10 protein-coding genes and 1 pseudogene are annotated in these 12,882 nt (G+C 72.1%); 8 read left to right on the top strand and 3 right to left on the bottom strand.

Features of this window, described 5'->3' with window-relative positions; translation table 11 throughout:
• Nucleotides 1–119 precede the first annotated feature (119 nt).
• The 6 genes from AB0K03_RS29195 to AB0K03_RS29220 all read left to right on the top strand — a co-directional run bounded on the left by AB0K03_RS29195 (nucleotide 120) and on the right by AB0K03_RS29220 (nucleotide 4,164).
• Nucleotides 120–1,694 (top strand): Na+/H+ antiporter, encoded by a 1,575-nt coding sequence (locus AB0K03_RS29195; protein WP_364691097.1) that lies wholly within the window; start codon nucleotides 120–122, stop codon nucleotides 1,692–1,694.
• On the top strand, nucleotides 1,691–1,957 hold the full coding sequence (locus AB0K03_RS29200) for a UBP-type zinc finger domain-containing protein (protein ID WP_364691100.1): 267 nt from the start codon (nucleotides 1,691–1,693) through the stop codon (nucleotides 1,955–1,957). The genes AB0K03_RS29195 and AB0K03_RS29200 overlap by 4 nt, the downstream gene beginning before the upstream one ends.
• The gene (locus tag AB0K03_RS29205) at nucleotides 1,958–2,872 is read left to right on the top strand and encodes a ketopantoate reductase family protein (protein ID WP_364691103.1); all 915 of its coding nucleotides are present in this window, start codon (nucleotides 1,958–1,960) and stop codon (nucleotides 2,870–2,872) included. It abuts the gene before it with no gap.
• Between the two features lie 113 nt (nucleotides 2,873–2,985).
• A complete protein-coding gene (locus tag AB0K03_RS29210) occupies nucleotides 2,986–3,279 on the top strand; it encodes a hypothetical protein (protein WP_364691390.1) in 294 nt (97 codons plus the stop codon).
• Nucleotides 3,280–3,526: 247 nt separating this feature from the next.
• Entirely contained in the window at nucleotides 3,527–3,853 is a 327-nt protein-coding gene (locus AB0K03_RS29215) for a type II toxin-antitoxin system RelE/ParE family toxin (protein ID WP_364691106.1), read from the top strand.
• A complete protein-coding gene (locus AB0K03_RS29220) occupies nucleotides 3,850–4,164 on the top strand; it encodes a helix-turn-helix transcriptional regulator (protein ID WP_364691109.1) in 315 nt (104 codons plus the stop codon). The genes AB0K03_RS29215 and AB0K03_RS29220 overlap by 4 nt, the downstream gene beginning before the upstream one ends.
• A gap of 18 nt (nucleotides 4,165–4,182) precedes the next feature.
• Here the strand turns inward: AB0K03_RS29220 and AB0K03_RS29225 are convergent, their stop codons facing one another.
• The 3 genes and pseudogenes from AB0K03_RS29225 to AB0K03_RS29235 form a co-directional block, all read right to left on the bottom strand.
• Nucleotides 4,183–5,004 (bottom strand): patatin-like phospholipase family protein, encoded by an 822-nt coding sequence (locus AB0K03_RS29225; protein ID WP_364691112.1) that lies wholly within the window; start codon nucleotides 5,002–5,004, stop codon nucleotides 4,183–4,185.
• Nucleotides 5,001–6,217 (bottom strand): annotated as a pseudogene (locus tag AB0K03_RS29230) (glycosyltransferase family 4 protein). Before AB0K03_RS29230 ends, AB0K03_RS29225 begins: the two are co-directional and overlap by 4 nt.
• A complete protein-coding gene (locus tag AB0K03_RS29235; RefSeq protein WP_364691393.1) occupies nucleotides 6,214–8,157 on the bottom strand; it encodes an amylo-alpha-1,6-glucosidase in 1,944 nt (647 codons plus the stop codon). Before AB0K03_RS29235 ends, AB0K03_RS29230 begins: the two are co-directional and overlap by 4 nt.
• 333 nt (nucleotides 8,158–8,490) lie before the next feature.
• Between AB0K03_RS29235 and glgX the strand changes: the two genes are divergently transcribed.
• Both glgX and treY read left to right on the top strand, forming a co-directional pair.
• Nucleotides 8,491–10,602, top strand: coding sequence for a glycogen debranching protein GlgX (glgX, locus tag AB0K03_RS29240; RefSeq protein WP_364691115.1), 2,112 nt, complete (start codon nucleotides 8,491–8,493; stop codon nucleotides 10,600–10,602).
• A complete protein-coding gene (gene treY, locus AB0K03_RS29245; protein WP_364691118.1) occupies nucleotides 10,602–12,881 on the top strand; it encodes a malto-oligosyltrehalose synthase in 2,280 nt (759 codons plus the stop codon). The genes glgX and treY overlap by 1 nt, the downstream gene beginning before the upstream one ends.
• Nucleotide 12,882 lies beyond the last annotated feature (1 nt).

Raw genomic sequence — 12,882 nt, forward strand, 5'->3', positions numbered from 1 at the left:
CGTGAGTAGAACGGCTCATTTTGACCCGGCCCCGCGGACTCATCACACCTCGGGGGTGGGGCGGCGCGTGTGTCGCGCCACAGGCGGGACCGGCGCCGATGTCTCTAAGCTCTGCTCCCATGGAGAGCATCGTCGAAACGGTCGTGGTCGTGGCCATCTCGGTGCTCGGCGCCGCCCTGGCCCGGCGGCTCGGCTTCATCGCGCCGCTCGTGCTGCTCGTCGCCGGCCTCGGCCTGTCGTACGTGCCCGGCATCCCCGAGGTGCACATCGAGCCGGAGCTCGTGCTCATCGGCATCCTGCCGCCGCTGCTCTACGTGGCGGCCCTGCAGACCAACCTGGTCGCGTTCCGCCGCGCGCTGCGCCCCATCCTGCTGCTGGCCGTCGTCCTCGTGGCCCTGACCGCGTTCGCGGTCGGCTTCGTGCTGCACGCCATGCTGCCGGAGGTGCCGCTGGCGGCGTGCGTGGCGCTGGGCGCGGTGGTGGCGCCGCCCGACGCCGTGTCCGCCACGGCCATCGCCCGGCGCATCGGGCTGCCCCGGCGGGTGGTGACGATCCTCGAGGGCGAGAGCCTGCTCAACGACGCGACCGCGCTGGTGCTGGTGCGCGTCGCGGTCGGCGCGCTGCTCGGCTCGGCGGTCGGCTTCTGGGAGATCGCCGGCGAGGTCGCGCTCAAGGCCGGCGGCGGCGTGCTGTTCGGCCTGGCCTTCGCGTTCGGCGCCGCCTGGCTGCACAAGCGCATCACCGACCCGCTGCTCGACGACGCGGTGTCGCTGCTCACCCCGTTCGTCGTGGTCATCGTCGCCGAGGAGGCGAAGACGTCGAGCATCGTCGCGGTCGTGGTGACGGGCCTCTACCTGGGGCACCGCATCCCGTACCTGCTGTCGGCGACGTCGCGGCTGCAGATGGACGCGGTGTGGCGGCTGATCACCTTCCTGCTCGAGGGCGTCGTCTTCCTCCTGGTCGGCCTGCAGCTGCGCGAGCTGATCGGGAACATCGAGACCAGCATGGCGACCACCGTACGGGTGACCCTGGCCGTCTTCGTCACGCTCGTCGTCGTCCGCTTCGTGTGGATGTACCCGGCGACGTACCTGGCCCGGCTCATCCCGCGGATCCGCTCCCGGGAGGAACACCCGCCGGCCACCGTGCCCACGGTGATCGCCTGGGCCGGCATGCGCGGCGTCGTGACGCTCGCCGCGGCGCTGACCCTGCCCCCGAACGACGAGGTGACCACCGGCGACTACCCGCGCGAGCTGTTCGTGTTCGTGGCCTTCGCGATCATCGTGCTGACCCTGCTCGTGCAGGGCACCACGCTGCCGATACTGGCCCGCCGGCTCGGCGTGAGCGAGGACACCAGCGCCGAGGACGCGCTCGCCGAGGCCAGCGTCCAGCACGCGGCCAGCCGCGCGGCCCGTGAACGGCTCGACGCGAGCGCGGACGGGGCGCCGGCCTCGGTGGTCGAACGGCTGCGCGCCCTCACCGACAGCCGCTCCAACGTCGCCTGGGAACGGCTGGGCAACCAGGAGCAGGAGACCCCCTCCGCCGCGTACGGCCGGCTGCGCCGCGAGATGATTAGCGCCGAGCGGCACGTCTTCAAGGTGGCCCGCAACGAGGGCCGGATCCCCGAGGAAGTGCTCAACCGCGCGCAGCGCGAGCTCGACCTGGAAGAGTCCCAACTGCACCGGAGTGACGATTGACCTGCCAGCACCTGAAGGAAGCGACCGAGCCGACGCCGCAGGCGCCGTACGACGGCGGCTGCCCCGAATGCGTGGCGGGCGGCTTCCAGGACTGGGTGCACCTGCGCCTGTGCCTGGACTGCGGCCTCGTGGCCTGCTGCGACTCCTCACCCCGGCGGCACATGTCGCGCCACCACGAGGAGACCGGCCACCCGGTGATGCGCTCGTACGAGCCGGGTGAGAACTGGAAATGGTGCTTCGTCGACGAGCTGCTGGGCGCCTAGATGCGCACCCTGTTCGTGGGCGCGGGCGCGACCGGCGGCTACTTCGGCGGCCGCCTGGCCCAGGCCGGCCGCGACGTCACCTTCCTCGTCCGCCCCCGCCGCGCCGCCGAGCTCGCCGCGCGCGGCCTGCGCATCCACGCGCCCGGCGGGGAGACCGTGATCCCGGCGCGCACGGTCACGGCCGGCGACCTGAAGGACCCGTACGACCTGATCGTGCTCGCGGTGAAGAGCTACGGCCTGCAGCAGGCGCTCGCCGACCTGCACCCGGCGGTCGGCGCCCGCACGGTGATCGTCCCCCTGCTCAACGGCATGCGCCACATCGACACCCTGACCGAACACTTCGGCGCCGACCAGGTGTACGGCGGCGTCTGCATGATCGCCGGCACCCTCACCGACGAGGGCGACGTGGTCCAGCTGACGGGCCTGCACCGCCTCCTGTACGGCCCCCTCGACGGCGCCCGCGACGACCGCCTCGGTGCCGTCGCCGAGGCCCTCTCGGGCGCGGAGTTCGAATCCCAGCCGTCCGCGGAGATCGTCCAGGAGATGTGGGAGAAATGGGTCTTCCTGGCGAGCCTCGGCGTGGTGACGACCCTGATGCGGGCGACGGTCGGCGACATCACGGCGGCCCCGGGCGGCATCGCGTTCGCCTCGGCGGTCGCGGACGAGGCCATCGCGATCGCCTCGGCGGCGGGCCACCCACCGCGGGAGGCGGCGATCGGCTTTTTGCGCGCCTCGATCACGGCCCGGGACGTCCCGGCGACCTCGTCGATGTACCGCGACATGGCGGCGGGAGGCCCGGTGGAGGCCGAGGCGATCGTGGGGGACCTGGTCGCCCATGCGGAACGCCACCGGGTTCCGGCGCCGTTGATCTCGGCAGCCTGGACCAACCTGTCCATCTACGCCGCCCACCGATAGGCGGGGTGTGGGCGGTCCATCCTCGCTGTGAAGGAAGAACGCCTCCTCGTGCCGGCAGTCGTCGTCGCGCAGGCGTGGCGTGACGGCCGCCGCCAGGTGCAGCTCGGCAGTTCCTGCCCAGCTTTGAGGCCGTCCCCGTCGGGCCGGAGGTGGCGAAGGCGGCCGGCGCGCTGTGCGGCAAGGCGGGCACACGCGACGTCGTCGACGCCACGGCGGTGACGATCGCGCTGGGATACGGCGCAGTCCTCTTCACGAGCGACCCGGACTACATCTCGGCGCTGGCCGCGGCCGCGGACATTAGCAGGGCCTGGTCGTGCGGTGCGCCTGACGTCGGCGACGCCGCTCGTACGGAGATCGGGCCGTCTGTTCAGCCTCGGCCCTCGTTCGGTCCTCCTGAACATGGGTGAAAATTGAGCAGCATGCCGCCGGCACAGCTCGATCTGTTCGAGCTGCCGAGTTCCTGCCGCACCGCCCCGGTGATCTATGCAATAAGTGCTATGGAGCGCTGGGTATCGACGTCTTGATGCGCCGCTGTTGGCAAGGGCCGGCCAAGACAGTGTTGTTTAGCTCCAGCTATAGTTGAGGTATGGCCGATGACGCGCGCCGCCGCTGGTCGATCAAGACCACGGGGGTGTCCGGGACTGGCTCAGAGCGTTGCGCCAGTCCGAACCCGAGGTCTATCGAGCGGTGAATGTCGCCTTGGACATGCTCGCCGAGGTCGGCCCTGGCCTCGGTCGTCCGCTCGTCGACACGTTGCGGGGCTCTGAGATCGGCAATCTCAAGGAGCTGCGCCCTCGGTCGGGCCGGGACTTCGCCATCCGGGTCTTGTTCGTGTTTGATCCGTGGTCCCAAGCGGTGTTGTTGGTGGCCGGTAACAAAGCGGGCGATTGGGCTCGGTGGTACAGGACGGCGATACCGGTTGCCGAGGCGGCCTACGAGGAATGGCTGATCCTGGAGACGAAACGGAGGGAGAACTCATGAGCGAGTTCCACGATTGGGACGACCTCCGTGCGGAGCTGCACGACGGGGACGACGAAGCGCTGGCGATCGAGCGGGCCCGGACCGTGGCGTGGGTCAGCGCGTTCCACTTGGCGGAGGAGCGGAAGCGGCTCGGTCTGACGCAACGCCAGGTCGCCGAGCTCATGGGCGTCTCGCCGGGCAGAGTGAGCCAGATCGAGAACGGCGACCTGGACGTCAACGAGGTGGCGACGCTGAGCCGGTACGCGCGTGCGCTGGGCGCGCGGATGCGGATCATCTTCGACTACGGCGACGACCTTCGGCAGATTGCCTGAGGCGGACGGCGACCGGCGTCAGTTCCATATGTCGGCGACCGCGGCCGACACGTGCTCGGCCTGGGCGGCGCCCGCTGCCAGGGCCGGGCCGCGGCGGCGGGGGTCGAGGACGTTGCCGCCGATGGCGGAGCGGGTCGGGGCGTCCGGGGCGATCAGCATGCTGCGGTCGATGCCCAGGTCGGCCATCTCGGCGGCCGGGGAGGCGCGGAACATGCCGCCGCTCGGGGCCACGACCACCACCGTGTCCGCGTCCGTCGCGAGGTTGGCGTGGGTGACCGAGTGGACGCCGCCGTCCATGTACCAGCTTTCTCCCACCCGTACCGGGGGGAAGACGCCCGGGAGGGCGCAGCTGGCCGCGACCGCCGCCGGCAGCGGCACGGCCGAGGCCGCGTCCCAGGCCGTCGGGTCTCCCGTGGTCGTGTCGACGGCCGTGACGATCAGGCGGGGTGTCGTCGGCCAGTCGTGGGCCGGGAGTTGGTCGGCGAAGCGGGCCACGTGGGGGGCGTCGTCGCCGAGCGGGGCCTGGCGGGCCAGGGTGCCGAGGCGGGCCCGGAGGTCGCGGGGGCTCAGCGTGGTGTCGTTGAGGAGCATGAAGCCCTGGGCGGCGAGCATCGGGTCGATGCGGGCGGTGAATTCGATCTCGATGCGGGCCGCGGCGTCGGCCGCTTCGTCGATGTCGGCGCCGGTGGCGAGGAGGGCTCCGACGTACGCGCCGGCCGAGGTGCCGACGATCAGGTCCGCCTCGGTGAGGTCGGTGCCCAGGCGGCGCAGACCGGCGAGCAGGCCGAGTTCCCAGGCGATGCCCGTGATGCCGCCGCCGCCCAGGACCAGCGCCCTCATGCGCGCAGCAGGCGGTCGTCGGCCAGCACGTCCTCGGCCTCGCGGGTGACGCCGCCGGGGGACTGGGCGGCGTCGTACACCGCCAGGGTGCGGGCGGCGATCTCCGACCAGGCGAAGTCCTCGCGGACCCGGCGGCGGCCGCGGCGGGCCAGCGTACGGGCGTATTCACGGTCGGTGAGCACCGAGGCGACCGAGGCCGCCAGCGACTGCGGGTCCTGCGGGGCGAAGGTGACGCCGGTGACGCCGGGCTCGACGATCTCCGCCAGGCCGCCCGTGGCCGACACCGCGACCGGGGTGCCCGCCGCGGCCGCCTCCAGTGCCACCATGCCGAACGGCTCGTAGATGCTCGGCACCACGTAACAGTCCGAGGCGCCCATCAGCGCGGTCAGGTTGTGGCCGCCGAGGAAGCCCGCGAAGGTCACCCCGGGCGGGGCCATGGCCTCCAGATCCGCACGGTACGGGCCGTCGCCGGCGATCACCACGCGCAGCCCGGGGCTGGTCGCCTGTAGCGCGGGCACCGCGGCCAGGAGGTGCTGGACGCCCTTCTCGTACACCAGGCGCCCGGCGAACGAGACCAGCGGGGCGTCCCCGGCGAAGCGGCGGCGATCGCGCGGGGGCGGGCGTACCAGCGCAGCACGTCCACGCCGTTGTGCACGACGTCGGTCCTGGCGGCCGGCACGCCGAACTGGCGGATCACCTCGGCGCGCATGTACTCGGAGCAGACGATGACCCGGGCCGCCTCGCCGGTCAGCCAGCGCTCGACGTCGTCGATCGTGCGGTTGTGCGGGTGCGGCAGCCAGCCCTGGTGCCGCCCCGCCTCGGTGGCGTGGATCGTGGCGATCAGCGGCACGTCGAGGTGCTCGCGCAGGGTCACCGCGGCGTGCGCGACCAGCCAGTCGTGGGCGTGCACGACGTCGTACCGGGCGGTGCGGGCGGCGCGCAGGGCGGCCCGGGTGAGGGTGTGGTTGAAGGCGGTCGTCCAGCCGACGAGGTCGCCGTTCTCCACCGGGTACGCGGGCGGGTCGTCGGGGGCGCGGACGATGTGCACGCCCTCGGCGTACTCCTCGCGCAGCGCGCCGGGGGAGTGCCGGGTGACGACGGTGACCTCGTGCCCGGCCGCGACCAGCGACGTGGCGAGCGCGTGCACGTGCCGGCCCAGCCCGCCCACCAGCAGCGGCGGATATTCCCAGCTCAGCATCAGGATGCGGCTCATGACGCGTACCCCCGTGCCCGCAGGGCCTCGGCGACCGAGCGGGCGCTGAACGGACTGCCCGTGGCCCGGTGCGGCGCGTCGCCGTCGGCCGTTTCGCTCAACGATCCCACTCCGCTTTCGCGCACGTGCGCCTCCAGGCCGGTCAGCAGTCCCTCGGTGGGCAGGTCCGTGGCGGCGCAGGCGTCCGCATACGGGCCGATCAGCCAGGGCCACACCGTGCCCTGGTGGTAGGCGATGTCCCGCTCGTCGCGGCCGCCGCGGTGCACGCCCTGGTAGCCGTACTCGCTGGGGGCCAGGGTGCGCAGGCCGAGCGGGGTGAGCAGGGCGCTGCCGACGGCCCGGACGGCGGCGCGGTCGCGGCCGGCGTCGTCCGGGCCGGCGAGCGGCGCATGCGGCAGCGACCAGGCGAACAGCTGGTTGGGGCGCAGCGACGGGTCGTCGTTGAAGGCGCCGGCGCCCAGCGGGTACGTCGTCGCCGGCCCGTCCACCACGTCGTAGAGCCACCCGTCCGGCGCCCGGAACCGCGCGGCGAACGACGCGCGGGCCTTGGCGTGCCGGTCCCGCAGGTCGGCGCCGTCCCTGCCGGCCTCGTCCAGGAGGTCGGCGAGCGCGGCCAGGGCGTTCACCCAGAGGGCGTTGATCTCCACGGGTTTGCCGACTCGCGGGGTGACCGGCCCGTCCTCGGTGTACGCGTTCATCCAGCTGCCGGCGTTCGCGTCGAGCCGGACGAGCTCGTCGGCCGGGTCCACCGAGAGCGCGCCGGTACCGCCGAGGTGCCCGCGCAGCAGCCGGCCGAGGGGGCCGACCAGCGAGGCCGCCAGGTCGCTGTCGCCGGTGCGGCGCACGTGCCGCTCGACGGCGTGCACCAGCCACAGTGGCGCGTCCAGCGAGCCGTGCGGACCCCACGGCCCGCTCTGCTCGCGCGCGGCCCGGGCCGCCGCACGGGTGCGCGCGATCAGCAGCTCCCGGCCCTCCTCGGCGCGCCCGGTCTCCAGGAACAAGCCCTCGTACGCGGTCATCGTGTCGCCGAGGTAGCTGCCGAACCACGGGTAGCCGGCGACCACGTCGGGCCCGTCGGCGTCGTGCACGACGAACCGGTCGGCGGCGAGCACCAGCGTGGCCGTCCGCTCGTCGGCCTTCGCGGCGGTGACCAGGGCGTGTGCGCGCTCGCGGGCGGCGGCGATCACGACGGGGGCGGCGGGCGGGCGGTCGTCGAGCGCGCCGGCCCACGCGCTGATCTCCAGCGTGCCGCCGGCCTCGAGCCGGTCCACGAACGTGCCGGCGAGCCACAGGTCCTCGGTCGCGGGCAGCCCGCGCGCGGCCTCCTCGCGTTGGTACGCCCCGAGGTGCCACCCGCCGCCGGGCTGCCATCCCGGCCCGCTGAGGCGGTACGCATCCTCCACCACGGCCCCGTCGGCGACGTGGTGCACGCGAGGCTCGCCGTCGGCCGCGTACCGCTGGGTGTGCGCGTCGCGCCAGGTGCACATGGCGGCCACGGCGAGGCCGACCGGCGCCGGCGCGGACAGGACGCGGTGCACGACGGCGAGCGCGGGACGCCCGTACGCGAGAGCCAGCTCGCGCTCGACGACGATGTCGCCGACCCGCCAGCGCCACCGCGGCAGGCCGTCGACGAGGGTGAACGTCTCGAGGTGGAGGTGTCCCTGCGGCGAGAGCGCGCCGGACTGCCACTCGTGCGTGTAGAGCGGCACATGGGCGCCGGACGGCAGGGTCAAGGTCAGGTCCAGCGCGGCGAGCCCGGCGTGGCGTACGGCGGTCGCGGGGTCGGCCACCGCGAGCAGCGCGTGATAGCGCCGGGTCCGCAGGCCCGCGACCGTGCCCGTGGCGTACCCGCCGAGCCCGTCGGTGACCAGCCATTCGAGCTGGGCGCCACCGTCGGGCGAGAGGGAACCGCAGGTCTGAGGGCCGAAGACGATCGGCATCGTCATGGCCGGGCGCTCCGGGAGAGGCCGGCGCGCGGTGCACGCTGCGGGCCGGTGAGGCTCGGTCGGAACGGCTCTGTCAGCGGCACGGTGCCCTCTATGCTCAAAATGGATCCCGCCAAACCCCCCGGAGCGGTGATCGTTCGCACAGCTCCGCCCAGAAGTATCTGCGGGTAACCGGACAGTCGCGCAGACGTTAGCAGCGCGATCGGTGAGAATGACCGCTGACGCGGCGACGAGGATTGAACCTCCTGAAGGGTGGGCACACGTGCCCCGCCCGCGGCGAGGACCCTCACGACCGCGGGCATCGACGGCCGAGGGTGGGAGCAACAGATGCAGGTGTGGCCGGGTCACCGGTATCCACTGGGCGCGACGTACGACGGCACGGGCACGAACTTCGCGATCTTCTCCGAGGTCGCCGAGGCGGTCGAGCTCTGCCTGTTCGACGCGTCGGGCAACGAGCGCAAGGTCCAGTTGCACGAGCAGGACGCCTTCGTGTGGCACGCCTATCTGCCGGGGGTCGAGCCGGGGCAGCGGTACGGCTACCGCGTGTACGGCCCGTACGACCCGTCGCGGGGCCTGCGGTGCAACCCGCACAAGCTGCTGCTGGACCCGTACGCGCGCGCGGTCGACTCGGACATCGACTGGCACCCGAGCCTGTACGCGTACGACTTCGACAACCCCGACCACATGTCCGACCTCGACTCCGCGCCGCACATGGCCAAGGGCGTGGTCGTGAACCCGTACTTCGACTGGGGCAACGACCGGCGGCCGGACATCCCGTACCACCACTCGGTGATCTACGAGACGCACGTCAAGGGACTCACCGAGCGCCACCCCGACGTGCCCAAGGACATGCGCGGCACGTACGCGGCGATCGGCCACCCCGCGGTGATCGAGCACCTGGCGAAGCTGGGCGTCACCGCGGTCGAGCTGATGCCGGTGCACCAGTTCGTGCACGACAACCGGCTCGCCGACCTGGGGCTGCGCAACTACTGGGGCTACAACACGCTCGGGTTCTTCGCGCCGTACCACGGCTACTCGGCGATGGGCTCGCTCGGCCAGCAGACCCAGGAGTTCCGGGGCATGGTCAAGGCGCTGCACGCGGCCGGCATGGAGGTCATCCTCGACGTCGTCTACAACCACACGGCGGAGGGCAACCACCTCGGCCCGACGATGAGCCTGAAGGGCATCGACAACCGGACCTACTACCGGCTCGTCGACGACCAGCCCAACTTCTACATGGACTACACGGGCACGGGGAACAGCCTCAACGTCCGCAGCCCGCAGAGCCTCCAGCTGATCATGGATTCGCTGCGGTACTGGGTCACCGAGATGCACGTGGACGGCTTCCGCTTCGACCTCGCGTCGACGCTGGCCCGCGAGTTCTACGACGTCGACCGGCTCTCCACCTTCTTCGAGGTGGTGCAGCAGGACCCGGTGGTCGGCCAGGTCAAGCTCATCGCCGAGCCGTGGGACGTCGGCCCGGGCGGCTACCAGGTCGGCAACTTCCCGCCGAACTGGACGGAGTGGAACGGCAAGTACCGCGACACCGTCCGCGACTTCTGGCGCGGCGAGCCGGCGACGCTGGCCGAGTTCGCCAGCCGCATCACCGGGTCGGCCGACCTCTACCAGGACGACGGCCGCAAGCCGTTCCACTCGATCAACTTCGTGACCGCGCACGACGGGTTCACGCTCAACGACCTGGTCTCGTACAACGACAAGCACAACGAGGCCAACGGCGAGGAGAACCGCGACGGCGAGGGCCACAACCGGTCCTGGAACTGCGGCGTGGAGGGCCCGGCCGACGACAAGGCCGTGCTCGCGCTGCGGGCCAAGCAGCGGCGCAACTTCCTGGCCACGCTGATGCTCAGCCAGGGCGTGCCGATGATCTCGCACGGCGACGAGCTCGGCCGCACCCAGCAGGGCAACAACAACGCGTACTGCCAGGACAACGAGCTGAGCTGGATCGACTGGGAGAACGCCGACGAGACGCTGCTGGAGTTCACCCGCAAGCTCGTCGCCTTCCGCCACCGGCACCAGGTGTTCCAGCGCCGGCGGTTCTTCACCGGCCTGCCGGTGACCGCCCGCGGCGGCGGCGACCCGCTGCCGGACCTCGAGTGGTTCACCCCCGACGGCCGCCAGATGGCCGGTGACGACTGGGGCAACGACTTCGGCCGCGCGGTCGCCCTGTTCGTCAACGGCGAGGGCATCCGCGAGCGCGGGCAGTACGGCCAGCGCCACGTCGACAGCTCGTTCCTGTTGTTCTTCAACGCCCACGATGCGCCCATCGAATTCGCCACGCCACCGACTGAATACGGTGAGAAGTGGGAAGTGGTCATCGAGACGGCCGAACCGTCGCCCGACCGCTCGCCCGTGGTGGAGGCCGGCAACACCATCCTGGTGCCGGACCGCTCGCTCATCGTGTTGGACAGGAAGGTGTAATGCCCCACGCCAACCAGCCCTCTGGCACCTATCGCGTCCAGATCCGTCCCGACTTCGGCTTCAAGGACACCGCCGAGCTCGCCGACTACCTGGCGGACCTGGGGGTCAGCCACCTCTACACGGCGCCGATCCTGACCGCTGTGCCCGACTCCGAGCACAGCTACGACGTGGTCGACCACACCAAGGCCAACCCGGCCCTGGGTGGCGAAGAGGGCCGGCTGGCGCTGAAGGCCGCCCTGGACGCGGCGGGACTCGGGCTCGTCGTCGACATCGTGCCCAACCACGCGGGCGTGGCGGTGCCGGCCGCCAACCCGACGTGGTGGGACGTGCTGAAGAACGGCCAGGACTCGCCGTACGCGAAGTTCTACGACATCGACTGGTCGCGCGGCCGGCTGCTGATCCCGGTGCTCGCCGACGAGCCGGACGCCCTGGACCAGCTGCGGGTCGAGGACGGCGAGCTGCGCTACTTCGACAAGCGGTACCCGATCGCGGACGGCACGGGCGAGGGGACGCCGCGGGAGGTGCACGACCGGCAGCACTACGAGCTGGTCGACTGGACCCGCGGCGACGCCGAGCTGAACTACCGCCGCTTCTTCGCGATCGTCGACCTGGCCGGGCTGCGCGTGGAGGACCCGGAGGTCTTCGACGTCACCCACCGCGAGATCCTGCGCTGGTACGCCGAGGGCGCCGTGCAGGGCCTGCGCGTCGACCACCCGGACGGCCTGCGCGACCCGGGCGGCTACCTGCAGCGGCTGCACGAGGCCGCGCCCGACGCCTGGCTGGTGGTCGAGAAGATCCTCGAGCCGGGGGAGGAGATGCCCGACTGGCCGGTCGCCGGCACCACCGGCTACGACGCGATGGCCGACGTCTGCGGCGTGTTCGTCGACGCCACCACCGAGGCGTTCTTCGACACCCTCGACCACCACCTGACCGGCGGCGAGACCAGCTGGCACGACCTGGTTCACCAGACCAAGTACCACCTCGCCACCACGCAGCTGGCCGCCGAGAACGCCCGCATGTGCCGGTTGGTCCCGGAGGTCGAGCGCGCGGGGGAGGCCCTGGCGGAGCTGGCGGCCTGCTTCCCCGTCTACCGCTCGTACCTGCCCTTCGGCGCCCGGCACCTGGCCAGGGCGCGCTCCGAGGCGGGTCGCCGGCGCCCCGGGCTGATCCCGGCGCTCGACCAGGTCACCGCCCGGCTGCGCAACCCGTCCGACGAGCTGGCGCAGCGGTTCCAGCAGTACACCGGCGCGGTGATGGCCAAGGGCGTCGAGGACACCGCGTTCTACCGCTACACCCGCTTCACCGCCCGCAACGAGGTGGGCAACGACCCGTCGAAGTTCGGCGTGAACCTCGACGAGTTCCACAACATCACCCACGACCGCCAGCGACGGTGGCCGGCGGGCATGACCTCGCTCTCCACCCACGACACCAAGCGCAGCGAGGACGTCCGCGCGCGGCTGGCCGTCCTGTCCGAGCTGCCCGGCGACTGGACCGAGGTCGTCCGCCGCTGGGTGCGGGCGGCGCCGCTGCCCGACCCGGCCCTGGCCCACCTGATCTGGCAGGCCGCCGTCGGCGCCTGGCCGCTGGACCGCGAGCGGCTGCACGCGTACGCGTTGAAGTCGGCCCGCGAGAGCGGCGTCGGCACTTCCTGGACCCGCCCGGACGAGAAGTTCGAGAACGCGCTGCGGCAGATGGTCGACCGCATCTACGACGACCCGCAGCTGCATGCCGAGGTCTCCCGCTTCGCCGAGTCGATCACCGAGCCCGGCTGGTCGAACTCGCTCGGGCAGAAGCTGGTGCAGCTGACCATGCCCGGCGTGCCGGACGTCTACCAGGGCACCGAGCTGTGGGACTTCTCGCTGGTCGACCCGGACAACCGGCGGCCGGTCGACTTCGGCGCCCGCCGTGAGATGCTGGCCCGCCTCGACGACGGCTGGCAGCCGCCGGTCGACGCGACCGGCGCCGCCAAGCTGCTCGTCACCAGCCGGACCCTGCGCCTGCGCCGGCAGCGCCCGGAGCTGTTCGGCGCGTACCGGCCGGTCTACGCCGAGGGGCGGGTCGCCGAGCACGTGCTGGCCTTCGACCGCGGCGGCGTGGTGGCGGTCGCGACCCGCCTGCCCGTCGGATTGTCACGCCACGGCGGCTGGCACGACACCGCCCTGACACTCGACGGCCACACGTGGACGGAAGTCTTCACGAACACCAGTTACGGCGGCAACCGTCTGTCGGTGGCCGAGCTGCTGCGCACGTACCCCGTCGCCCTGCTGGTGAAAGAGTGAG

The sequence above is a fragment of the Actinoplanes sp. NPDC049316 genome, assembly GCF_040677315.1.
GTDB lineage: Bacteria > Actinomycetota > Actinomycetes > Mycobacteriales > Micromonosporaceae > Actinoplanes.

Bases quoted from the DNA above. Each gene is read 5' to 3' on its own strand.
- AB0K03_RS29195 (WP_364691097.1), top strand. From the start codon at position 120: ATGGAGAGCATCGTCGAAACGGTCGTGGTCGTGGCCATCTCGGTGCTC.
- AB0K03_RS29205 (WP_364691103.1), top strand. From the start codon at position 1,958: ATGCGCACCCTGTTCGTGGGCGCGGGCGCGACCGGCGGCTACTTCGGC.
- AB0K03_RS29220 (WP_364691109.1), top strand. From the start codon at position 3,850: ATGAGCGAGTTCCACGATTGGGACGACCTCCGTGCGGAGCTGCACGAC.
- AB0K03_RS29225 (WP_364691112.1), bottom strand. From the start codon at position 5,004: ATGAGGGCGCTGGTCCTGGGCGGCGGCGGCATCACGGGCATCGCCTGG.
- AB0K03_RS29235 (WP_364691393.1), bottom strand. From the start codon at position 8,157: ATGCCGATCGTCTTCGGCCCTCAGACCTGCGGTTCCCTCTCGCCCGAC.
- glgX (WP_364691115.1), top strand. From the start codon at position 8,491: ATGCAGGTGTGGCCGGGTCACCGGTATCCACTGGGCGCGACGTACGAC.
- treY (WP_364691118.1), top strand. From the start codon at position 10,602: ATGCCCCACGCCAACCAGCCCTCTGGCACCTATCGCGTCCAGATCCGT.